General features: G+C 40.9%; 24 protein-coding genes and 1 riboswitch. Of the genes, 13 read left to right on the top strand and 11 right to left on the bottom strand.

All coding sequences use genetic code 11. The features are described from left to right. Positions 1-4 precede the first annotated feature (4 nt). The 4 genes from OQ267_RS13260 to OQ267_RS13245 all read right to left on the bottom strand — a co-directional run bounded on the left by OQ267_RS13260 (position 5) and on the right by OQ267_RS13245 (position 1944). The gene (locus OQ267_RS13260) at positions 5-496 is read right to left on the bottom strand and encodes a GNAT family N-acetyltransferase (protein WP_265836286.1); all 492 of its coding nucleotides are present in this window, start codon (positions 494-496) and stop codon (positions 5-7) included. A gap of 7 nt (positions 497-503) precedes the next feature. Next, positions 504-1073, bottom strand: a complete 570-nt coding sequence (locus tag OQ267_RS13255; protein WP_265836285.1) for a DUF6428 family protein — start codon at positions 1071-1073, stop codon at positions 504-506. Between the two features lie 38 nt (positions 1074-1111). Continuing rightward, on the bottom strand, positions 1112-1441 hold the full coding sequence (locus tag OQ267_RS13250) for an ArsR/SmtB family transcription factor (RefSeq protein ID WP_265836284.1): 330 nt from the start codon (positions 1439-1441) through the stop codon (positions 1112-1114). Positions 1442-1527: 86 nt separating this feature from the next. Further along, positions 1528-1944 carry a MerR family transcriptional regulator gene (locus OQ267_RS13245; RefSeq protein ID WP_265836283.1) on the bottom strand — a complete coding sequence of 139 codons (417 nt, stop codon included), beginning with the start codon at positions 1942-1944 and terminating at the stop codon, positions 1528-1530. Positions 1945-2018: 74 nt separating this feature from the next. On the opposite strand from OQ267_RS13245, the gene OQ267_RS13240 reads away from it, so the two are divergent. The 4 genes from OQ267_RS13240 to OQ267_RS13225 are packed head-to-tail and all read left to right on the top strand — an operon-like array spanning position 2019 to position 4202. After that, positions 2019-2720 carry a hypothetical protein gene (locus OQ267_RS13240; protein ID WP_265836282.1) on the top strand — a complete coding sequence of 234 codons (702 nt, stop codon included), beginning with the start codon at positions 2019-2021 and terminating at the stop codon, positions 2718-2720. A gap of 28 nt (positions 2721-2748) precedes the next feature. After that, entirely contained in the window at positions 2749-3234 is a 486-nt protein-coding gene (locus OQ267_RS13235) for a TlpA disulfide reductase family protein (protein WP_265836281.1), read from the top strand. Positions 3235-3236: 2 nt separating this feature from the next. Further along, entirely contained in the window at positions 3237-3854 is a 618-nt protein-coding gene (locus OQ267_RS13230; RefSeq protein ID WP_265836280.1) for a thioredoxin family protein, read from the top strand. A 15-nt stretch (positions 3855-3869) separates the two neighbouring features. Next, positions 3870-4202, top strand: a complete 333-nt coding sequence (locus OQ267_RS13225; RefSeq protein ID WP_265836279.1) for a YnfA family protein — start codon at positions 3870-3872, stop codon at positions 4200-4202. Between the two features lie 298 nt (positions 4203-4500). Here the strand turns inward: OQ267_RS13225 and OQ267_RS13220 are convergent, their stop codons facing one another. The 3 genes from OQ267_RS13220 to OQ267_RS13210 all read right to left on the bottom strand — a co-directional run bounded on the left by OQ267_RS13220 (position 4501) and on the right by OQ267_RS13210 (position 9314). Continuing rightward, positions 4501-7044 carry a heavy metal translocating P-type ATPase gene (locus tag OQ267_RS13220; RefSeq protein ID WP_265836278.1) on the bottom strand — a complete coding sequence of 848 codons (2544 nt, stop codon included), beginning with the start codon at positions 7042-7044 and terminating at the stop codon, positions 4501-4503. Positions 7045-7452: 408 nt separating this feature from the next. Continuing rightward, positions 7453-7785 (bottom strand): hypothetical protein, encoded by a 333-nt coding sequence (locus OQ267_RS13215; RefSeq protein ID WP_265836277.1) that lies wholly within the window; start codon positions 7783-7785, stop codon positions 7453-7455. A gap of 1292 nt (positions 7786-9077) precedes the next feature. Further along, positions 9078-9314: a four-helix bundle copper-binding protein gene (locus OQ267_RS13210; protein WP_231459955.1), complete on the bottom strand. Its 237-nt coding sequence runs from the start codon at positions 9312-9314 to the stop codon at positions 9078-9080. A gap of 329 nt (positions 9315-9643) precedes the next feature. Next, a riboswitch (Fluoride riboswitch) is annotated at positions 9644-9712 on the top strand. A gap of 42 nt (positions 9713-9754) precedes the next feature. On the opposite strand from OQ267_RS13210, the gene OQ267_RS13205 reads away from it, so the two are divergent. From OQ267_RS13205 to OQ267_RS13190, 4 genes are read left to right on the top strand one after another with little or no spacing between them, the layout of a single operon-like run. Then, on the top strand, positions 9755-10309 hold the full coding sequence (locus OQ267_RS13205) for a hypothetical protein (RefSeq protein WP_124910972.1): 555 nt from the start codon (positions 9755-9757) through the stop codon (positions 10307-10309). Between the two features lie 4 nt (positions 10310-10313). Then, on the top strand, positions 10314-10727 hold the full coding sequence (locus OQ267_RS13200) for an EamA family transporter (RefSeq protein WP_008245453.1): 414 nt from the start codon (positions 10314-10316) through the stop codon (positions 10725-10727). A gap of 58 nt (positions 10728-10785) precedes the next feature. Then, positions 10786-12066: a phosphopyruvate hydratase gene (eno, locus tag OQ267_RS13195; protein WP_008245454.1), complete on the top strand. Its 1281-nt coding sequence runs from the start codon at positions 10786-10788 to the stop codon at positions 12064-12066. A gap of 18 nt (positions 12067-12084) precedes the next feature. Beyond that, positions 12085-13377 (top strand): voltage-gated chloride channel family protein, encoded by a 1293-nt coding sequence (locus OQ267_RS13190; protein WP_008245455.1) that lies wholly within the window; start codon positions 12085-12087, stop codon positions 13375-13377. 160 nt (positions 13378-13537) lie between these two features. Here the strand turns inward: OQ267_RS13190 and OQ267_RS13185 are convergent, their stop codons facing one another. From OQ267_RS13185 to OQ267_RS13175, 3 genes are read right to left on the bottom strand one after another with little or no spacing between them, the layout of a single operon-like run. Further along, a complete protein-coding gene (locus OQ267_RS13185) occupies positions 13538-13927 on the bottom strand; it encodes a YidH family protein (protein ID WP_008245456.1) in 390 nt (129 codons plus the stop codon). A 40-nt stretch (positions 13928-13967) separates the two neighbouring features. Next, positions 13968-14474 carry a hypothetical protein gene (locus OQ267_RS13180; protein WP_056095394.1) on the bottom strand — a complete coding sequence of 169 codons (507 nt, stop codon included), beginning with the start codon at positions 14472-14474 and terminating at the stop codon, positions 13968-13970. Further along, the gene (locus OQ267_RS13175) at positions 14467-15366 is read right to left on the bottom strand and encodes a LysR family transcriptional regulator (protein WP_056095397.1); all 900 of its coding nucleotides are present in this window, start codon (positions 15364-15366) and stop codon (positions 14467-14469) included. Before OQ267_RS13175 ends, OQ267_RS13180 begins: the two co-directional genes overlap by 8 nt. A 144-nt stretch (positions 15367-15510) precedes the next feature. On the opposite strand from OQ267_RS13175, the gene OQ267_RS13170 reads away from it, so the two are divergent. The 5 genes from OQ267_RS13170 to OQ267_RS13150 all read left to right on the top strand — a co-directional run bounded on the left by OQ267_RS13170 (position 15511) and on the right by OQ267_RS13150 (position 19876). Next, complete coding sequence (locus tag OQ267_RS13170) at positions 15511-16596, top strand: c-type cytochrome (protein WP_082491480.1); 1086 nt, start codon at positions 15511-15513, stop codon at positions 16594-16596. 19 nt (positions 16597-16615) lie between these two features. Then, the gene (locus OQ267_RS13165; RefSeq protein WP_008245470.1) at positions 16616-17071 is read left to right on the top strand and encodes a DsrE family protein; all 456 of its coding nucleotides are present in this window, start codon (positions 16616-16618) and stop codon (positions 17069-17071) included. Positions 17072-17090: 19 nt separating this feature from the next. Next, positions 17091-18011, top strand: coding sequence for a molybdate ABC transporter substrate-binding protein (locus OQ267_RS13160; protein WP_056870676.1), 921 nt, complete (start codon positions 17091-17093; stop codon positions 18009-18011). Between the two features lie 11 nt (positions 18012-18022). Continuing rightward, positions 18023-18772 carry a substrate-binding domain-containing protein gene (locus OQ267_RS13155; RefSeq protein ID WP_008245473.1) on the top strand — a complete coding sequence of 250 codons (750 nt, stop codon included), beginning with the start codon at positions 18023-18025 and terminating at the stop codon, positions 18770-18772. Positions 18773-18889: 117 nt separating this feature from the next. Next, the gene (locus OQ267_RS13150) at positions 18890-19876 is read left to right on the top strand and encodes a YeiH family protein (RefSeq protein ID WP_008245480.1); all 987 of its coding nucleotides are present in this window, start codon (positions 18890-18892) and stop codon (positions 19874-19876) included. Between the two features lie 6 nt (positions 19877-19882). Here the strand turns inward: OQ267_RS13150 and OQ267_RS13145 are convergent, their stop codons facing one another. After that, positions 19883-21274, bottom strand: a complete 1392-nt coding sequence (locus tag OQ267_RS13145) for a beta-propeller fold lactonase family protein (protein WP_056095402.1) — start codon at positions 21272-21274, stop codon at positions 19883-19885. Between the last annotated feature and the right edge of the window lie 3 nt (positions 21275-21277).

The raw sequence follows: 21277 nt of genomic DNA, 5'->3' as shown, positions 1-21277 counted from the left end.
GTTTTTATTCTTGTCCTGTTATTTTACTTCTTCGTTCCATCAGCACTGTATCCCGCCATACCCCGTCCATCTTGCCGATCTTTTCGCGATAACCGATTTTTCTAAAACCGAGCTTTTCGTGGAGGGCGATACTGGCCGTATTTTCAGGAAAGATGCCTGATTGCAGCGTCCAGATGTTACTGGCCTCACTTTCTGTGACCAGATTTTGCAATAGCGCCTTACCTACCCCCTTGCCCCGAAAAGCTTCATGTATATAGACGCTCACTTCTGTTACCCCTGCATAGACACATCTGCCTGAAACAGAGGTTAAAGCTGCCCAGCCTGCCACGTTGCCATCAATGATAGCGACATAGCGGAGACCAGCCAGGTGGCCATTGTCCCATTCTTCCCATGCCGGGGCATCGGTCTGAAAGGTAGCCTGCTTAGTGGCGATACCTTGTAGATAAATAATTCTAACCTCTTCCCAGTGCAAGGGGAGTAATTCTATAATTTCCATACGCTGATTAGCAGCAGCCCGAACCGGGTTCACAGGACTGTCCCGCCCCAGCAAGGTTTACCATCTGTAATTTTGGTTTTTCTTCTTTCACCGCTGGTGCGCAGCATTCTTCGCCAGTTGCTGTTGTTCCACAACTTCCACCACGTTCGATTGCTTTACACTGCGTAAAATCAGGGATCAGGTTAACGATCAGGTTATCGCCCTCGATCAAAAATTCGCCGGGATACATCTGTCTGGTATCAAACTGTGAATTTCCAAACTCTATCTTAACAGTTCCCAGTGGGTTAAGTGGTAAAGATTTTTCTACCAGACTTACAATTGACAAGGCTTTGCCAACCTGCATGGCTCTTTCGCTGTCTTGTACAGATGGCTCCCAAAGCTGTACGATAATTTCTGTCCAGGTATTCATTTTTCCTCCGCAATCCACAGATACGATCGGTGCCTGTTTGATTTCGGTAATATGGTATGAAGCGTCTACCCATTTACCTTCCGCATATTGGAACTGTAAGGTTAAATCTGGATGTTGTTCTAATGTGGCTTTAAATGTTTGCCAGTTGGTCAGTTCCGTATTGTTCATAATATTGCAATTTAACGATTGATATAGATAAAAAAAGGTTAACAGCAGCTGGTTTCACCTTTGTACGAGCCAAAGAATGTGCCCAACTGTTTTTCCAATAATTTCCAGGTTTTAGGGTTGATACAATAGCAGACACTCACGCCTTCGATCGTTCCCTGAATGATCCCGGCTGTTTTGAGTTCCTTAAGGTGTTGCGAAATGGTTGCCTGGGCTAAGCCCAGTTCCTCTACCAGATCCCCGCAGATACAGGTATTGGATATAAGGATTCTTTGCAGGATGGCGATGCGGGCAGGATGCGCAATTGCTTTCAGCAATGTGGAAAGCTGGTTCTGCTCGTCGGTGAATATTTCTGATCTTGTAAGTCCCATAATTTTATATCGCAATATTACGATAAGTATTTCAAAAAAACAATACCATTCAGAAATTTCTGAATGATTGAACTTCAGATAGGATGTTATTGGTCAAGAAAGCTGTCGGAGACCAGGATCGGGCAGTTGTCTTCAGGTGTTTCAGGGGTACAGCAGTCTACACATTTTTTCACGCCAGCGATCAGCTGGTTTCTTAAGGAGATCATGTCCATAATCTTAGCGTCCAGCAGTGCAACTTTTTTATCGATCATATCGCTCACGTTGCTACAGGTAGCTTCTTTGACTTCGATCATGCCCAGCACTTCAGCAGATTCATTCAGTGTAAAACCAAAATTCTTCAGCCGCTTGATGGTTAGCAGTTTTTCCAATACTTCTTCGGAGTACTCTTTATAATTATTGTCCCGGCGTTGTTTTCTGTCCACCGCGATCAGGCCCTGCTTTTCATAAAAACGGATTGTATCCCTGGAAAGACCTGTTTTTGTTACCAATTCACCTATCAGCATAATTATTATAAAATTTCTCTTGACAGTGGACTATACTCCACGGTTTATATTTGTAAATGTATTTAATAAACGTGATGAAAAAAATTCAATTGCTCATGATATCAATGTTCAAGAAAATGGGATTTGTTCGTATCGGTTTATGTTCGGTCTGCTGTCTGCTTCCTATGATTGCAGCTTCCATCGGGATGGCATCGGTTTCGGCTTTGAGCTTCTATCTGGAAAAAACAGGGTTTATACTGGTTCTGCTCGGTGGGGCGGCTTTTCTGTATGACTTGAACAGCTCAAAACGCAAGCCTGTAAACTGTGGCGACAACTGTGGTTGCAAGGCTGACAATTCAACCGAAAATGAAAGTATGAAAATTAGCATAATACTGACCGCTATGGCGTTGCTTATTGCCCCTTATGCGCAGGCGCAGCAAAAAGCGGAACCCACGCCATCATCCAAAACACAAAAAACTTTAATGATGGAAAACCAAAAAGACACGGTGATGAGCTGTAAGCTGACAACTCCGGAATTGCAGGAACGTAAAGCCACCGTTATCAAGAACCTAAAAGATAACTTTACTAAAAAAATAGAACTGGAAAACGGTTATAGTTATGTTTTCAACGGAAAAGATGAGACCCTGGATATGTTGACCGAGTTCATTAAAAGTGAGCGAATGTGCTGCGATTTTTTCAACTTCAATATTGCCGTTGTCAATAAAGGCACGATAACCTTCAGCATTACAGGAAATAAGGGGGCGAAAGAATTTATCGCCACCGAGCTTGGGCTATAAACCTCATAAATTCTAAATAGATTTGTACATGGGAAAATTGTTGTTTCTTTGGCTGTTATTGATCGTCTGTTTTTGCTCTCCGGCAAAAAGCCAGACCGTCAGTTTTCTGAAATTGGATGGGCTGGAGCAGCGCTTTGAAAAGGGAAAAGACACTGTTTATATCGTAAACTTCTGGGCAAGCTGGTGCATGCCCTGCCTGAAAGAGCTTCCGCATTTTGAGAAGCTGGGCCAGTCCCTAAAAGAAAGCAAGGTCAAAGTACTGCTGGTGAGCCTGGACTTCAAATCTAAACTGAAAAGCGCAGTTGTTCCCTTGGTAAAACGCTTGAAACTAAAAAACGAAGTTTACCTGCTGGATGAGGCCGACCAGCAGCGATACATCGAAAGAATAGATAAGCAATGGTCTGGGGCCCTACCTGCCACTTTACTGGTCAATAAAACAAAAAACAAACGGGTATTCAAAGAACAGGAATTTACCTATCCGGAATTAATAGATTTCTATAAACAAAATAAATAATCATGAAAAATTACATTATTCTCCTGCTTGCAGTTGTCTCACTTTCTGCAACTGCACAGATCAATACCTTACCGGTAGGCAGTAAAGCCCCTGATATCAAACTTAAAAACATAGACGGTAAGCTGGCCAGCTTTGGTGACTTTCCAAAAGCCAAGGGTTTTGTAATCGTTTTTACCTGTAATACCTGCCCGTATGCGCAGGCCTATGAGCAAAGGATCATTGCCCTCAACTCAATATCAACGCCACTGGGATATCCCGTGATTGCCGTTAACCCTAACGACCCTGAAATCTCAAAGGGAGATAGTTTTGATAAAATGCAGGAAAGAGCTACCGCAAAGAAATATACTTTCCCCTACCTGTTTGATCCAGGCCAAAAGATCACCAATCTCTATGGTGCTGCCAAAACCCCGCACCTTTTTCTGGCGAGAAAAACCGATAAGGGCTTGATCATTGAATATACCGGCGCTCTTGATGACGATCCGCAGGAAGCAAATGCAAGCCGCACCCACTATGTTGAAGATGCCATTAAATCATTGAATGCAGGGAAAGCGCTAGCAGTGAGTTCAACAAAAGCAATCGGCTGCACCGTGGCCAGGGCAAAAAACAAAACGAGTAAATAGGCAACAAAAGAATACATGGATATAATCAGATCATTGGCCATTTTTGTGCTGGCCGGACTTTGTGAAATTGGTGGCGGTTACCTTATCTGGCTATGGCTGAAGGAGGGAAAACCTATGTGGTACGGACTGATCGGTGGCTTGATCCTGATCGCCTACGGTGTAGTTGCTACGTGGCAGACGGCTAATTTCGGGAGGGTTTATGCCACTTATGGTGGAGTGTTTATTGTACTTGCCTTATTGTGGGCATGGAAAGTCGATGGGTTCAGGCCGGATAAATGGGACATTATCGGAGCAACAATAGCGCTCATTGGTGCCTGCATTATAATTTATGCCCCTAGATCTGCCTGAAGATCAAAACGATAACTGGCCTAAAATATCAAACCTGCCAACTTTAGCGGGTTTGATATTCCAATCTTTATAAAGGCTAGTTTACATTTTATTTTATTTCCAAGAATTTAAATGTTCTAAAAGAATTTCCAAAGCAGGCTAAGTTATCCTACCAGATTGTTATATTTAAAAAGAGTATCATTGCTATCAGCGAAATGTAGAAAGCTGGTTTTGCTCCGTCGGCGATGATTTCATCTATTCTACGATCTTCTATCACGCCATTAATAACAACTAAATTTTTCTTTGCGGGCAAAAAAGATCAGTCAATTTTTGCTTTTCTCAATCTCAGGGAATTCAAGATAACAGAAACTGAGCTAAAGCTCATAGCTAGTGCAGCTATCATAGGAGAAAGTAAAATCCCAAAAAACGGATATAAAATACCTGCCGCTATAGGAATGCCCAATACATTGTATCCCAGGGCAAAAAACAGGTTTCCTTTTATATTAGCCATGACTTTATGGCTTAACAACCTTGCTTTTGCGATTCCATTTAAATCGCCCTTCACCAATGTGATGGCTGCACTCTGGATGGCTACATCCGTTCCCGTGCCCATCGCAATGCCGATATCAGCCTGAGAAAGTGCAGGCGCATCATTGATACCATCGCCTGCCATAGCTACGTTTTTGCCTTGGGCCTGTAGGTTTTTTATTTCATTGAGCTTATCCTCTGGCAGCATCTGAGCTTTGAAACCGTCCAATCTCAGGGTTTCGCTTACTGCCCTTGCAGTATCCTCATTATCGCCTGTAAACATGATTACCTCGATTCCCTCATTTTGCAGTTTTCGGATTGCATCTGCACTGGAAGGCTTGATCTTATCAGAAATCACAACAAATCCGACAGCTTTATTTCCTACAGCTAAATAAGAAACGGTTTTACCCTGCTTTTGAGTGGCCCTAACCTGTTCCTCTAATTCAGGATCAATTGTCGCTTTAACATGTTCCATTAATTTCTGGTTCCCTAAAGCCAGTTTTTCAGCCTTCAAACTACCCATTACTCCCTTTCCCGTGATCGCCTCAAAGTTTGATATAGGTTTAACATCTATCTTGTTTTCTTCCCCATAACGCAAAGTTGCCTGAGCCAATGGATGTTCGCTGCTGCTGTTCAAAGCCACAATTTTTTCAAGAACATCCCGCTCTGTAAAATCCGGATCTGCACTGACCACCTTTTCTACCGAAGGTTTACCTTCGGTTACCGTACCGGTCTTATCGATGACCACTACATCAATCGCATTCATTTTCTCAAGGGACTCGGCATTCTTGATCAGTATCCCAGACTGAGCACCCTTACCTACTCCGACCATTACCGACATTGGGGTTGCAAGGCCCAGAGCACATGGACATGCAATAATCAATACCGCGATTGCATTTACAAAAGCATAAACGTAGGCTGGATCAGGGCCGTATACTGACCACACTATGAACGTTGCGATGGAAATCAATACCACAACAGGCACGAAATAACCTGAAATTTTATCCGCCATTTTTTGAATGGGCGCTTTTGAGCGGCTGGCCGAATTCACCATTTCTATGATCTGCGACAAAAGCGTTTCTGAACCCACCTTCTCTGCAAGCATCACAAAGGTTTTATTTCCATTGATCGTGCCCGAACTTACCTTGTCCCCGATATTCTTCTCCACGGGAACGGGTTCACCGGAAATCATGGATTCATCGATTAAAGCTTCCCCAGTTTTGATACTCCCGTCTACCGGGATTTTTTCACCTGGCTTAACCCTCAGCAGATCTCCTTTCTGGATATCATCAATAGATACTGATATTTCCTTATCCCCGACCACTTTTGTTGCTGTATTCGGGGCTAGCTTCAGCAGCTCCTTAATGGCGCTGTTGGTTTTGCCATGTGCCCTGGCTTCCAAAAGCTGGCCAAGCAATACCAAGGTCAGTATCACGGTCGCCGCCTCAAAATAAACAAAAACAGTACCATGATGTGTTTTAAACTGATCAGGGAAAAAATCAGGAAAAAGAAGTGCGACAAGGCTAAAAACCCAGGCAACTCCTGCACCAATTCCTATCAGGGTAAACATATTCAGTTTCCAGGTTATTATAGATTGCCATGCCCGCTGAAAGAACATCCAGGTAGCATAAAAAACTACGGGAATAGAAAGCGCGAACTGAACCCAGTTCCAGTACTTAAGTTCCAATAGATCAAACAAAGGATTATTTGGAATCATTTCAGTCATGGCTATAACAAAAATGGGTATGGTAAAAATTGTGGCTACCCGGAATTTTTTGAGCAGGGTTTCATAAGTTTTATCTTCCTCTTCAATATCTACCCCCAATGGGATTAGGTCCATGCCGCAGATTGTGCATGCGCCCGGTTTATCCCTGATAATCTCGGGATGCATAGGACACGTAAACTGTGAAGAGACTTTCTTTACAGGTTGTTTTACCAGGTCCATCCCGCATACGGGGCAATGCCCCGGCTTATCATAGGTCTTATCGCCTTCGCAGTGCATCGGACAATAAAATAACCCTTCAGCTCCATTTTTACCAAGCTTTTGAGCGCTGGAATTTTGTCCATGGGATAATCCACGATGGTAATGATCTATATGTTCAACCGCTTTTATAACATGTTTTTCTTGACCACCCATTTCAATGCCGTAATGTCCGGCGGCAGACAGCGCCTCCTGCAATTTCTCTGTTGGGATATGCTTTTCCATTGTAATGATGGCTTCAGCCGGCTCCAGGGACACCTTTGCGGAAATGCCATCAATGCCATTCAGCGCATTTTCAACTTTGGTCCGGCAGCCCTGACAGCTCATTCCGGTTATTTTATAGGTGTGTTCCATGTTGTTGTTTTTTATCGGCTGGTAGCTCAAATTTAGTTATTTACCAAGTATTTATCTTTCTCTAGAACAAAGCTGCTAATACCAGAGCAAAATGGTTTGATCACATCATTTGGCTACAACCCTTCATAAACAGCAAAGCCGGGAAAAGTTCCCGGCTTTGTAATTATTTACATTTTTTGCATCCACCAGTGTCTTTGCACTGTTTACTGCAATAATCTTCACATATACCTTTTGTACAGGATTTTGAGCATTTGTTGCAATTGTTCATTTTACGATTGCAACATGGTGTATTGCCTGCAAACGTATATGTGGATAGACTGATCAACATCATTGATGTGATGATAAGAAACTTTTTCATTTGAATATTTTATTGTTGTGATAAAAAAACCGGCGTTAATTTTAGTTTATTTATATCAACACTACTTTCGGAGGGTGCCAGAAAGGGAATGAAAAGTCAATTGTGCTTTTACGCGCCAGATTAATTGAACAATTTTTAACTTCTATAGGAACCGTTGGCACTATTTGAATCACTTTGTTTATGGTAAATCCTGGCACATTGCAGCATAGTTTAGTCAAACACATGCCCATTGCTTTATCGCTTTTGTGCGACTTGCATGGCTTAGCCATACCTGATTGCATACAACATTTTGGCTCTTTATCGTATTGCATAGCCTGTACTGTTCCAGTAACAACTGAAATCAGGCTCATGCAGATTACCATAAAAATTGCAATGACTTTCATGTTCGCAAGAAACCTTTTTCTGTTGCAAGAACTTTATATAATTTTATGAATTTGTTATATAATTTCTCGCTTTCTATTAATTGCTAGACGAAAATAACGGATCCCAGGTTACAGTAAAGTATGACTGGAATTTAAAAATTAAAATTGCAGACATATGGAAGTCGGCTATCCAGTCAAAAAATTTCCAAACAGCTTTCTGAACAAAGCAACCTTCATTAACTAATTTTGCCACAACCTCATCAACAAAAATATTATTGAGACAACAACAAGTAGAATTCTTGAGCTCTAGCATTTGGTCAAATCCCTTGGAAGCCGGCATATATATTTCAGTGAACACCTGGTTGATTTTTACACAATATTCTAATTTTCATATTATCCAATCAATCTTCCTTTTTATTATAAGACTTCTTTTTTCGATAGTGACCTTCAACTTTATTTTTGAGCACATTTTCAAAATGGACTACAGCCTCACAATGCTCATAAAAGTTCGAACTTCCGCGGATTGCCCCTACTAAGTGGCAATATGAGGCATCTAAAAAGTATGCCTCTTATTTTTTAAACATTAAGAACTTGAAAATAAGTCACTTACAATAGATTAAATTGAATTTTTCGGTTCGAACTTTTTAGAATTTTCCCTAAAATTAAGATATACCGCAACTATTTATAAAACACCAATTGTCTAGACATCAGTGTTGAACTCCATAAACTGCTATCTAATTAGCCAAATAAGCATGTGGATTAGTTTCAATTGCGAACATCGATCAGCTTGAATATTATTCAATTATAGGATAAACGGGGGGAAATCCGTTTGGTCTAAATTTTTTTACAATTATGCGCAAATGCCATGTAGCTTGCATTTAATTTAGAAGGTACATACCCTCGGTTTAACAACGTGATTGATTTAACACCGCCATTGAAATGAAATTTGTATTTTTTGTTTTTTGAAATAATTTGATGAAGCGGGAATTGAAAGTTCATGCATTATTTAATGCATTCCTCAACTCGCATCTAGCCTTCATTTTCATAGAATTCGAATTATCAAGTACTCATCATCAAAAACTGAAATTCTTATTTGAATAATGGAATGAGTTTATGAGAATCATATCCTAAAAAACCCATTTTTTTAAGGCTAGAGAAAGGACATACCAAGAACAACCTCAAACCTTGGTAAATATCAAATAATGAGGGAATAATGAAAATAAAATGAATGGAATAAATTTGCCTATTTATAAAAATGAAAGGGCAACTAGAATGCTGCCCTTAATCAATTAATGCTCACGGTGATTGGCATCTTAAGCAGCTACTCCTGTCATTCTTCTGCATTCTTCCGCACAAGCCTTACAAGCATCTGCACATTCCTGACAATGCTGGGTATGATGATTACTACACTCATCTCCGCATTGCTGGCAAATATCTGCGCAAATACGGCAAATGTCTTGAGCAAAAGAGCTACCCATACTCATCAATTGAGCGGCAGAGTAGCAGATGGCTGCACATTGCATATCAAGCTCAATACACCGCGCCATCATTTTCACGTCTTCTTCCTGAGTGCATGAACTTGCACAATGATTGCAAATTGAAGCACACTTTAAGCATGCATCAATACAGTTTTTCCATTCATGGTATCCCATAACTTTAATTTTTTAGGGTTATAAAAAAAATTCCTATATAGATAACATGGTTATTTCCAGGCGGTTTCATTTTGTTTAAGAAAAGCTTTAATCCCGTGATATGATGCTTGTTTAAACGGTAGAAGAATAAGAAACTGGTTCTCGTATTCAAATAAGGAGGAATAGTGATAAATTAAATTCTCAACACCTACTTTAAGATTTTGCACATCATTTTATTAGTATTATATTTGCAATACGGAAATGGTGTCCTTCCGATTCAACCGCTTTTTTCAAAAGCTGATGGCGCCTACAATAGAAATTCCAGCAGGTAATAAAATCTGCCGGTCAAAGTATTGTAGGTGAAAAAATTAAAAATAAATTCTCAACTCTTATTGCTGGCAGCTATCTTAATTGCGCTTGTCTTACTTTGTCTGTCTGCCAAAGTGAGATCAGTGTTAGCAATGGTCCTGCCGGTTGAAACTGAATGGTTCTTGTGGATAAATCAGCACCATAATGCATTCTGGGATACGATCATGTACTGGGCCAGTGATAAGCGTTTTTGGCTTCCTTTTTATGCCTTCATTATTTATTGCCTCTTCCAGAATTTCTGCAAAAAAATTTGGCAGGTTCTTATTACCATTGCGCTACTAGTTGCTAGTGCAGATCAGATTGCTTCAGGACTGATTAAAAACACCGTTAAGCGTCTACGCCCTTCCCATGAACCGAATCTAACTACGATCATTCATTTAAGTAAAGCAGGTGCGGGTGGGATGTATGGATGGCCATCCGCTCTTTCATCACCTATCTTCAAAAGCATTCTTTCCGCTGGTTCGGCATTTACCGGATCATTGCCGGAGCAACGGTTCTTGTACTCATTTACTTTGGAATTATTCAATAACGGAAAATTAACATAAAACTATGTGGTGGATCTACGCGCTATTATCAGCTTTCTTTGCTTCCCTTACGGCCATCTTTGCAAAAGTCGGCGTAACCAATGTCAATTCTGATTTGGCTACTGCCATACGAACGGTGGTAATACTGATTGTAGCCTGGGGGATCGTAATGGCCAGAGGCGAACTTAAAGGAATTACGGAACTGTCAAAGCATAACCTGCTATTTCTTTTTTTATCTGGCCTTGCCACCGGCTTGTCCTGGATATTCTACTACAAGGCTTTGCAGATCGGGAAAGTGTCCCAGGTCGCCCCTGTTGATAAGTTGAGTGTTGCCCTAACTATTATACTTGCAATGGTGTTCCTGAAAGAAGCTCTTACCCTGAAAGTATTCTTTGGTGCCCTGCTGATCATTGGGGGAACACTGGTTTTGATCTTTTGAGAAACTCAATTATTTGTAAGCAACCGAAATACTAAAAATCAATATAAAACAAAAAACTATGAAATTAACTAAAATTCATGCCCGTGAAATTTTGGATTCCAGGGGCAATCCGACAGTAGAAGTAGAAGTCACTCTTAACGGAACAACAGCAAGGGGTATTTCTCCATCCGGGGCAAGTACGGGTGAAAAAGAAGCCGTAGAGCTTAGAGATGGTGATCCAGAGCGCTATAATGGTAAAGGCGTGGAAAAAGCAGTAAAAGGGATTAACGTCGAAGTCGGCAAATCAGTCACCGGCTTATCCTTTGAGGGTCAGCAGGCCTTCGATGATCATATAATTGGTCTGGATGGAACCGAGAATAAATCAAGGCTCGGCGCAAATGCGATGCTTGCGGCCTCAATCGCCTTCGCCCGGGCTTCGGCCGTTGCAAAAGGGATTCCCTTGTATAGGCAGCTAGTGGAAAGGGAAGGTTACGTAATGCCCGTACCGTGCATGAATGTCATTAATGGGGGAAGGCATTCTGATAACAACATCGATTTTCAGGAATTTATGATTGCCCCTCATAACGCCCCCTCGTTTAAGGAAAGTATCCGTATGGGCGAAGCTGTTTTTCATTCCCTGAGAAGTCTGCTAAAAGCGAAAGGCTATTATACCGGAGTTGGTGACGAAGGTGGGTTTGCGCCAAATCTGAGTTCTAATGAGGAAGCCGTCCAAATCATCATGGAAGCGATACATATTGCCGGTTTTGCTCCAGGCAAGGATATTTCCCTTTGTCTTGACCCAGCGACCAGCGAAATGTGGAATAATGGAAAATATGAATTTTATAAAAGTTCTAAAGAACGGATCACAACAGATGAAATGATTGGCTTTTGGGAAGGATGGTTAAAAGAGTACCCAATTATCCTGTTGGAAGACGGGTTGGGCGAAAACGATTGGGAGGGATGGAAAAAGCTGACCAGCCTTTTGGGAGACAAAGTGGAATTGGTTGGAGATGATATATTCTGCACCAACCCGAGTATTATCCAGCAGGGAATCGACCAGGGCATTGCAAACAGCGTACTGATTAAATTGAACCAGATCGGTACAGTTTCCGAAACGCTAAAGGCCGTAGAACTAGCCCAAAAAAACGGTTACAATTGCTTTATTTCTCACCGCAGTGGTGAAACTGAAGACACGACAATTGCGGATCTGGTTGTCGCTACCGGTGCGGGGCACATCAAAACAGGAAGTGGCTGCCGCTCTGAAAGGGTATCTAAATTTAACCAGTTGCTTCGGATAGAAGAAGAACTTGGTGATAGGGCATCATTTGCAGGAATCAATACTTTTTATAAAAAATTATAAATCAGCCGCTAACCTACAATGAAACATAATAAATTTTTATTTGAACACCTTTCGGTTTTTAAATATGCGGTTCGATGGACGCTGCTTATACTTCCTGTTGCCATTGCAATAGGAAGTATGGTTGCCTTGTTCCTTTGGCTGCTAGGCTGGGCCATTCACTTTCGCTTTCAGCATACCTGTCTCATTTTTCTGCTACCTTTAGCAGGTATTGTGATCCACCTGATTTATCAGTCAGTTGGTAGGTCCTCAGAAAAAGGAAATAACCTGATCATGGATGAAATCCATAGGCCGGGTGGTGGAGTGCCCAGGCAGATGGCGCCAGTAATCTTAATAACTACAGTGATTACCCATTTGTTTGGCGGATCGGCTGGAAGAGAGGGAACCGCGGTACAAATCGGAGGAAGCATCGCAGGAATGTTTAGCCGCTGGTTTAAGCTAAATGAGGTAGACACCAAGATGCTCCTTACCGCGGGAATTGCAGCCGGGTTTGGGGCGGTGTTCGGAACACCGCTCACCGGTGCCATATTTGCAATGGAAGTTCTGGCCATTGGAAGAATAGAGTACAAGGCTTTACTTCCCGCATTAATTGCCAGCGTGCTTGGTGATCTTACTGTCTCTGCCTGGGGCATCCATCATACCGCTTATCACATCGATCTCATAGAGAAAAGTGCCTACTTTCTATCTGAATACCTGCCGGTAAACCTACTCCTGCTTAGTAAGGTTATTCTAGCATCCACATTGTTTGGTCTGGCCAGCTACCTGTTTGCTGTAATGGTGCATGAGATCAAGGCCTTTTTTTCTAAAGTATGTAAGATCCAGTGGCTTATTCCTGTTATCGGTGGTCTGATTATTATAGGCTTGACTTACGCCATCGGGAAACCGGATTACTTAAGTTTGGGCGTGGATAGCGAATACCAAGGAGCCGTTACAATTCCCTCTGCTTTTCAGCCTGGTGGAGCAGATACTTGGAGCTGGTTATGGAAGACCATTTACACAACTTTAACATTAGGAACTGGATTTAAAGGTGGTGAGGTAACGCCTTTGTTTTATATTGGCGCAACATTAGGCAATGCACTTTCGACCTTATTAAATGCTCCAGTTAGTTTGTTTGCTGCCCTTGGATTTATTGCTGTTTTTGCTGGTGCAACGAATACACCCCTTGCCTGTACGATTATGGGTATAGAACTTTTTGGTAGTGAATACACCATGTTTTTTGCGGTAGCCTGTTTTACAGCCTATTTTTTCAGTGGCCATTCAGGTATATATTCTTCACAGCGTATTGCGGTACCCAAAATATTTACGGGAACATAAAATATTGACTTATCCTGTTCCTGTGGATTATCATAAAGAGGTGAAATTTTTATAAGATCCTTGACCAATGCAATCAGCAATTTATATCAAAAAACAACGCTATATCGACCGCTTTCCTTCCTCTCTTTTCTAAAGCATCAAGTACAGATGATTTAACTGCCTATGTTGTTTTAATAAGGTAGAGCAGTAAAAGTATACTAGCTATGAAAACTAAAGCGGTTAAAACTTTAACAAAAAGTGTTGAATGGTAATACACCCCCTGATTCAATTGTTCTTTCGTTGAATTATATCTTAAGTAAGAACAAATGATAGTAATTGCTCCCAGGGCAACTAGAAAAATCCCGATAATGCGGGAATCTCCGGTTTGGTGCAGGGGCACTTTACTCCCCAGTGCGGCACTGATCTGCTTGATAAATAGCGAGAATTTCATCACCACGAAGCCAAATCCCATGATACCAATACTGGTTCTGATCCAGGCCAAAAATGTTCTTTCATTAGCCAAATGGTCTCCTGCATGCTGTTTGGTGTTTTCCTGATCTTGAATTTTCATCTTGTTCTGTATCGGTATATTACAGCAATATATTTGCATGTTATGTCAATATCGATGCCAGTTTGGAGATGATAACCCTGGTATCCCGGATGCAAGTAAGCCTGTTTGATTCAGTGCCGGCAGGATAGCAGGTAACTGCAATTTCTTCGATAAACGATAAGCCTGATAGGTCAATAGATTCTTTAACCTCTTGTTCAATGCTTTTCATTAGGATCATGATTAATCGGGGTTGATATGTTCTGATTTTATGAGCTAATTGCTCTATTCCCCCCTGCCTCTGGTTTTTTCTGATTTTAACTGACGATTTATCAATAGGTGTACAAGTTAGATGTTCCAAAAAGCATCCCGTGCCTTTAAAGAACTGCAAAAAATCTTCTACAGATTTAAAATCGCCAAATACCTCACTAAATGCAAGATAAATTGTTCGAAACAGATTAGTATTTCCCAGGTAAAAATGTTTATCGTCACCTCCAGGAGCTTCAGAAACAAAGAGCAGCAGCACTTTAGCTGGCTGATATTGCCTCGAAATTTCGGTAACACTATACATTATAGTTGTAGCTTTTAGCGAAGCGCATAAATAGTTCCGCCAGAGCGTCCTGCTGACCATGAAGCTGAATGAAATGAAACGGCCTTTCGATAACCATATCCTTGATATCTATGATGCGGCATTCATTATTCTTGAGCTCTTTCAATATGGAGTGGATAGATAAAAAAGCCAGGCATTTGCTGTGAATCAAATAGGATTTAATGCTTTCGGTACTACCTAACTGCATTTCTATATTTAAGTCCCCCACCTTTATCTGGTGTGCTTTTAAAGCATATGCAATAACATCTAGTGTACCAGAACCAGGTTCACGAAGTAATAAATCATAATCCTTCAACTCATTCGGTTTGATCATTTCCTTTTTCATGGCATAATTGTGACCAGAACACACCAGCACCAGCTCGTCTTTTAGATATTGTTCGTATTTAATCTGTGGGTTCCGGGAGATGCCTTCAATGATTCCAAAATCTATTTCCTTAGCAATCAAACGCTGCTCTACATCTTCTGTGTTTCCGGTAACCAGTTGAATTTGTATATCCTTAAACTTATTGTGAAACTGTGCCAATACAGGTGGAATGATATATTGTGCCACAGTACTGCTGGCACCAATCCTCAATATTCCTTTATGCTGTTTAGTAAGTAGATTCATATCATATTCCAGTTCCCGGTAAGTTCCAAAAATCTGTTCTGCGTAATGCAACAATAATTCGCCGGCTGGGGTGAGGCTGATTTTTTTGTTTCCACTGCGTTCAAATAATGACATTTTGAACTCCTGCTCTAATTCTTTAATGTGTTTGGTTACAGCAGGCTGACTGATAAATAACTCTGCCGAGGCCTTTGTAAAATTCAGCCTTTTAGCGACAGCATAAAATACTTGCAAACGGAAATCTATCATACACGGTTTTAGTAGATAACCTAAGATACAAACAATTTGTTTCAACGGGTACTGACATCATAACCTTACGTTATCATCAATAACTTTTTATGCTTTTTCTGATGAGTAGAATAAATGCACATTTGTAACAGAAAAATATTGGTTATGAATAAGGAATCAACAGAAAAAGAAATCAGACAAGCACTTATATATACAGCCAGGACAACGGCTATCATTGCGTTTCTATTTGTTGCTTGTGGAACCATTTTCATCTGCACTTTATTTTTTAATGGGCAGCCAGATGTAGTGACAGCAAAAACCAAACAGGATGTGGAAACCGGTATAGCTGCTGTTAACGTCAAAAGCCAGGTTGTACCTGCTGATGCCTGGAAAGCGCCTGATGAAAATACGATTCCGGCGGACACCAAGTACGGCCAGATGATCAGGTATGGCAAAGAATTAATAGCACATACGAGCAAATATTTTGGGCCAAATGGATCCATAGCCCGTATTACAAATGGTATGAATTGTCAGAATTGTCACCTCGAGGGTGGAACCAAACTGTTCGGAAATAATTATGCTGGTTTTATTTCCAGTTTTCCTAAAATGAGTGGCAGATCAGGAAAGGTTGAACCTGCATCGGCACGTATTGCAGAGTGCTTCAATCGAAGTCTTGCAGGCAAAGTACCAGACGAATCTAGTAAAGAGATACAGGCAATGCTGGCTTATATGAAATGGCTTGGAACAGGTGTAAAAAAAGGGGAGAAAGTGTTTGGAACGGGAACCGAAAAATTAAAATTCCTGGATAGGGCAGCGAATGTCAAACATGGAGCGATTTTATATACCAGTAAATGTCAAAGTTGTCATGGTGCAAATGGTGAGGGAATACTCGATGAAGACAAACTAACTTATGTTTATCCGCCATTATGGGGCAAACACAGCTACAATGATGGCGCAGGGATGTATAGACTCAGTAACTTTGCGGGGTTCGTAAAGAACAATATGCCATATGGTGCCAGATATGGAGATGCGCAGTTAAGTGATGAGGAGGCCTGGGATCTCGCTGCTTTTGTGAACTCACAGCCAAGACCACATAAAGATCAGGGAAAAGATTACCCTGATTTGTTAAAAAAACCTTTTGATGCGCCATACGGACCATATGCCGACAAATTTTCTGAAAATCAACATAAGTATGGTCCATTTGCACCAATTGTAACCTCCGAAAAACAAGTAAAACTAACAACTAAATAAATCATCAAAATCTAAAATCATGAAAAAAATAACCTTAATCTGTACATTATTTTTGCTGATCGCAGCAACCTCGGCCACTTTTGCCCAAGCTACACCTGCTAATTTTACAGGGGCAAAAGCCACCCTGAAAAATTATAAGGCACTGTATGTAATCAATAACGGTGATGAGAAAAAGATTGCAGGAACACTTCGAAACCTAAAAAATGCACTCGACGATCCCAGGTTAAAAGGGAAAATCAATGCAGAACTTATTGCCTTTGGAGATGGCGTAGCTGTTTACCAGAAGAACGGATCTTTTGAAAAAACATTGTTAGAACTGCAATCCAGAGGAGTAATTCTTGCACAATGTGAAAATACCGTCAGAGAAAGGAAAATCGAAAAAAATACCTTATTTGATTTTATCAGTTATGTACCCAGCGGCAATGGTGAAATCATCATCCGTCAATATCAGGGATGGGCAGTTGTACATCCTTAAACCAAATAATTAGAAAATCATGAAATATATAAATCACACCTTTTTAGCCACAGTTGCATTTTTATTGCTTTGTGGAAATGTTAAGGCCCAGGATCATCGCTTTGATCCGCCCTGGAATACTCCACCTGAAAGTAAAGTTCAGTTCACAGTACCTGGAGTAGACAATGTGCCTGATCTTTTTGGAGACATTAATGATCCCCAACTGGTGGTTTTCTTTGCCGGTAACCAGTTTATGTGCATTGACGAATTAATTGCAGCCTTTAAAAAGTCATATCCACATTATCAGCGGGTATTTGCCGAAACGCTTCCCCCAGGCATTTTAGCCCAACAAATAAAAACCGGTAGCATTGTGGTGGGCAACATGAGAATTACCTTAAAGCCGGATGTTTATACAGCTGGTAAGAACCGGATAGACATGACCCCTGAATGGTTTAGCAAAACGACTTTATATGCTAGAAACAGGTTGGCAATCATGGTCCAAAAGGGAAATCCGAAGGCATTGAAGTCACTCAAAGATTTAGCAAATAAAGAGCTGAGGATCAGTATGCCCAATCCAGAGAATGAAGGGATCGGTAAACGTATTGAAGAAGCCTATGTGAAAGCTGGAGGGGAAACATTAAAATCTACCATCATGGAAGATAAAGTTAAAGATAAGACTACTTATCTTACCATGATCCATCATCGCCAATCACCAATGAGGATCCTATACAACGAAAGTGACGCCGCTCCAGTATGGTATACTGAGGCCTACTATCAGAAAATGATTGGCCATCCTGTTGAGCTCATTGAAATTCCTGAAAAAGAGAATATCCATGCGCAATATATAGCGGGACAGTTAAAAGATGCGCCACATCCGGCCGCTGCAAAAGATTTTATGGATTTTTTGATCAGTCCGCAGGCTGCTGCCATCTACAAAAAGTTTGGTTTTGATTTACCTTAAACATAAACACAATGAAAAATATATTTTTAACCATATTGTCAGTCGTTGCTGTAGTGACCATTGGGAATGCACAAATCCCAAACGATACTTTATATGTCTATGGTCCCGGTGGGCCGCTCGGACCGATCAATGAATGTGCGAAGGTTTTTGGAAAGCAGCATGATATCGTAATTAAAGTCACTGCCGGGCCAGATAATGAATGGATGCCGGATGCAATGAAACATGCAGATCTGTTCTTTGGAGGAGCAGAATACATGCTTTCAAAATTCATGTCTGACCACCCAAACATGATAGTGGCGAACTCTCGGACAGAGTTATATAAACGTGCGGCAGCGATCCTGGTACGGCCCGGCAATCCTAAAAACATCAAAAATCTGGGCGATCTCTGTAAACCAGGTGTGAAAATTCTTGATGTGAATGGGGCTGGGCAAATGGGGCTTTGGGAAGATTTGGCAGGTCGACAAGATCTGATTGCAAACATACAGCAGCGTATAGCAGGTACATTTGCAAATTCGGCATTGGGTATTGCTGCATGGAAAAATGATCCTCAATATGATGCCTGGATAACATTTGGCTCCTGGCATAACCGTTTACCAGACCTCACCTCAATGGTTAGGATTCCTGTTACACAAACAGTCTATAGAGGTACACCTGTAGTGAGGGGTAGCACTGGTACGCATAAGTCGGAAACTGAGGATTTTATCAAGTTTATGCAATCCGATAAAGGACATCTCATTTTCAAAAAATGGGGTTGGGAATAAATAATGTCTAAAAACTTATCTTCTATAACATGAAGTTATGGAAGATAAGTTTTAATGATTTGATCGGGGTTTATTAGTTATGGATCTTTGAATTAGAAAATAAAGACAATCAAAATTATGACACAAATCAAAGACAATTCAAATTCTTCTAAAATAAAGGCGGGTAACCTGCTAAACTTAAATTTAAACACCCGTAAAATTATCTTCATCCTGGCAGTTTTGCTGTGCCTCTTTCCATTTATGTCGCCTCCTTTAGCCTTATTGCTAGGATTAGTATTGGCGCAACTAATGGAACATCCCTATCTGCATTTAAATCACAAGGCCACAAACCTGCTGCTAAAAATTTCTGTTGTCGGGCTAGGATTTGGAATGAATGTATTCAGTGCAATGAAAGCAGGAAAAGAAGGCGTACTGTTTACCGTAGTTTCTATTTTCGGAGTGCTTATCATTGGTTTTATCCTGGGAAAAGTATTTAAAATAGAACGTAAAACATCTTTTTTGATATCAGCTGGAACGGCGATCTGTGGTGGAAGTGCTATTGCTGCATTGTCGCCTGTAATGAACGCAGAAGAAAAACAGATCTCCGTTGCAATGGGTACTGTTTTTATACTCAACTCGGTGGCCTTATTTCTTTTCCCCGCTATCGGACATGCGCTTAACTTGTCACAGTCACAATTTGGTATGTGGTGTGCCATTGCTATTCACGATACCAGTTCTGTTGTTGGGGCAGCCAGTAAATATGGTGAACAAGCACTACAGATAGCCACAACTGTTAAGTTAGCCAGAGCACTATGGATTGTTCCCGTAGCGTTTGGTACATCTTTCCTGTTCAAAAGCAACAATAGCAAAGTTAGTATACCCTATTTTATAGGGCTATTTATCCTGGCAATGATCGCCAACACCTACTTACCTTTTATTAAGCCTTTTGCGCCCTACTTTGTAGCATTAGCAAAAGCAGGCTTAACTTTAACCTTGTTCCTGATAGGAAGCGGACTCTCATTTACTATCTTGAAAGCAGTGGGGATAATGCCACTGTTACAAGGCGTAATTTTATGGATAGTAATTTCAAGTGCTGCATTATGGGCAGTTATATCTTTGGTTTAAAATACATTAGTTACTGATCATCACCAGCTTTTTTGAAAGATCATCAATAAGAACCACATGTTTATAATCGGCGCCACCTGTTCCTACACTCTTAATTATCCCCGAGGATTGACCGCTAAAAGCTCCTTTTTCATCGGTCTTAAAAGAATTGATGACATAATCTGCGTTAAACGTATCATTTGAGGAGTTGGTTAACGCTAAAGTATACGAAGTATTTGGCTCGAGTTTTTTAAAGTCCTGTTGGACAAGATCAGTCAAGCCTACGCTTCTTACGTTTAGCATGCCTGATGACATTGAATTATCCTTATTCATCAATTTAATCACCTGACTTTTGTCTGCAAGATTAAGCGGGGTTAAATTTTCTTTTGAGGCATTTGCAGGGCTGGCATTAGCGGCGTACAACAATGCTTGCGGACATTGTCCAATAGCAATGGTTTTTACAACGGCCATTTTTACCAGATCAACCACTTGTACCTGGTCATCATTTTCTAATCCGACATATGCAAATTTACCATCTGCCGAAGTCCAGACGCCATGTGGCAATGATCCTGTCGCAACGCTATCAGTAAGCTTGAAATCTTGTGAAACACTAAATACTTTTAAGCTGTTTTCTCCGCCAATGGTTGCCAGCATCACAGGTGAATCATTAACTAAAGTAAAAGTGACATGGTTGGTAATTGGACCTGTATTTAGTACTGTATGTATCGTATTTGTCTCCGTGCTGATGACAGTGATCTTCCCTACATCCTTATGTGTCAATGCAATCCATTTCCCATCAGGACTACAGAATATATTTGGAGAAAATGGACTAACTACTGGAATACGCTTTACAATAGCATAAGAAGTTGCATTCACTACATCCACTTCTGCAGTAAAGCTGGAACAAATATAAGCCCATTTTCCATCTGGAGTAAAAGCAACCATTCCCGGGCCGTCGGCTACTGGAATTTGCTTGATTTCAATCAGTTTATTTGCATCAATTACGCTGATATACGATTCTCCTCTTACCGATATCCATGCCTGTGATCCTGAAGGGTTAAAGGTTGCCTCATGCGGTGAACGTCCGATATAAACAGTTTTTAAAACTTTATTTTTTGCTGTTGAAATAAAGGTTACTGAATTTGATCCAATGGAAACCGCTGCTAGTAATTGCCTTTTAGGGGAATAACCCAGGCCATGAACCAGGGCCTGTCCCTTATATAGAGGACTTAAGATATCAGGTTGGGGTTTACCAAGAACAATATTTCCTAATAGCGTTTGTGTTGAGGGATCTAAGACAGAAACCGTATTAGATATCTGATTGCCTGTATAAACCCTGTCTTGGGCATAGATTGATTGTGCTTTTGATTGTAGGGCAAAACTGAATATTAATAGCGTAAACAAGGATATCTTTTTCATATG

The organism is Pedobacter sp. MR22-3, from assembly GCF_026240075.1.
Taxonomy (GTDB): Bacteria; Bacteroidota; Bacteroidia; order Sphingobacteriales; family Sphingobacteriaceae; genus Pedobacter.
The sequence above is the reverse complement of the archived record's forward strand: the minus strand, read 5'-3'. Positions and strand labels throughout refer to the sequence as shown.

What these genes read in the sequence shown, in the direction of transcription:
- OQ267_RS13260 (WP_265836286.1), bottom strand. Translation starts at nt 496, where the DNA reads ATGGAAATTATAGAATTACTCCCCTTGCACTGGGAAGAGGTTAGAATT.
- OQ267_RS13255 (WP_265836285.1), bottom strand. Translation starts at nt 1,073, where the DNA reads ATGAACAATACGGAACTGACCAACTGGCAAACATTTAAAGCCACATTA.
- OQ267_RS13250 (WP_265836284.1), bottom strand. Translation starts at nt 1,441, where the DNA reads ATGGGACTTACAAGATCAGAAATATTCACCGACGAGCAGAACCAGCTT.
- OQ267_RS13245 (WP_265836283.1), bottom strand. Translation starts at nt 1,944, where the DNA reads ATGCTGATAGGTGAATTGGTAACAAAAACAGGTCTTTCCAGGGATACA.
- OQ267_RS13240 (WP_265836282.1), top strand. Translation starts at nt 2,019, where the DNA reads ATGAAAAAAATTCAATTGCTCATGATATCAATGTTCAAGAAAATGGGA.
- OQ267_RS13235 (WP_265836281.1), top strand. Translation starts at nt 2,749, where the DNA reads ATGGGAAAATTGTTGTTTCTTTGGCTGTTATTGATCGTCTGTTTTTGC.
- OQ267_RS13230 (WP_265836280.1), top strand. Translation starts at nt 3,237, where the DNA reads ATGAAAAATTACATTATTCTCCTGCTTGCAGTTGTCTCACTTTCTGCA.
- OQ267_RS13225 (WP_265836279.1), top strand. Translation starts at nt 3,870, where the DNA reads ATGGATATAATCAGATCATTGGCCATTTTTGTGCTGGCCGGACTTTGT.
- OQ267_RS13220 (WP_265836278.1), bottom strand. Translation starts at nt 7,044, where the DNA reads ATGGAACACACCTATAAAATAACCGGAATGAGCTGTCAGGGCTGCCGG.
- OQ267_RS13215 (WP_265836277.1), bottom strand. Translation starts at nt 7,785, where the DNA reads ATGAAAGTCATTGCAATTTTTATGGTAATCTGCATGAGCCTGATTTCA.
- OQ267_RS13210 (WP_231459955.1), bottom strand. Translation starts at nt 9,314, where the DNA reads ATGATGGCGCGGTGTATTGAGCTTGATATGCAATGTGCAGCCATCTGC.
- OQ267_RS13200 (WP_008245453.1), top strand. Translation starts at nt 10,314, where the DNA reads ATGTGGTGGATCTACGCGCTATTATCAGCTTTCTTTGCTTCCCTTACG.
- eno (WP_008245454.1), top strand. Translation starts at nt 10,786, where the DNA reads ATGAAATTAACTAAAATTCATGCCCGTGAAATTTTGGATTCCAGGGGC.
- OQ267_RS13190 (WP_008245455.1), top strand. Translation starts at nt 12,085, where the DNA reads ATGAAACATAATAAATTTTTATTTGAACACCTTTCGGTTTTTAAATAT.
- OQ267_RS13185 (WP_008245456.1), bottom strand. Translation starts at nt 13,927, where the DNA reads ATGAAAATTCAAGATCAGGAAAACACCAAACAGCATGCAGGAGACCAT.
- OQ267_RS13180 (WP_056095394.1), bottom strand. Translation starts at nt 14,474, where the DNA reads ATGTATAGTGTTACCGAAATTTCGAGGCAATATCAGCCAGCTAAAGTG.
- OQ267_RS13175 (WP_056095397.1), bottom strand. Translation starts at nt 15,366, where the DNA reads ATGATAGATTTCCGTTTGCAAGTATTTTATGCTGTCGCTAAAAGGCTG.
- OQ267_RS13170 (WP_082491480.1), top strand. Translation starts at nt 15,511, where the DNA reads ATGAATAAGGAATCAACAGAAAAAGAAATCAGACAAGCACTTATATAT.
- OQ267_RS13165 (WP_008245470.1), top strand. Translation starts at nt 16,616, where the DNA reads ATGAAAAAAATAACCTTAATCTGTACATTATTTTTGCTGATCGCAGCA.
- OQ267_RS13160 (WP_056870676.1), top strand. Translation starts at nt 17,091, where the DNA reads ATGAAATATATAAATCACACCTTTTTAGCCACAGTTGCATTTTTATTG.
- OQ267_RS13155 (WP_008245473.1), top strand. Translation starts at nt 18,023, where the DNA reads ATGAAAAATATATTTTTAACCATATTGTCAGTCGTTGCTGTAGTGACC.
- OQ267_RS13150 (WP_008245480.1), top strand. Translation starts at nt 18,890, where the DNA reads ATGACACAAATCAAAGACAATTCAAATTCTTCTAAAATAAAGGCGGGT.
- OQ267_RS13145 (WP_056095402.1), bottom strand. Translation starts at nt 21,274, where the DNA reads ATGAAAAAGATATCCTTGTTTACGCTATTAATATTCAGTTTTGCCCTA.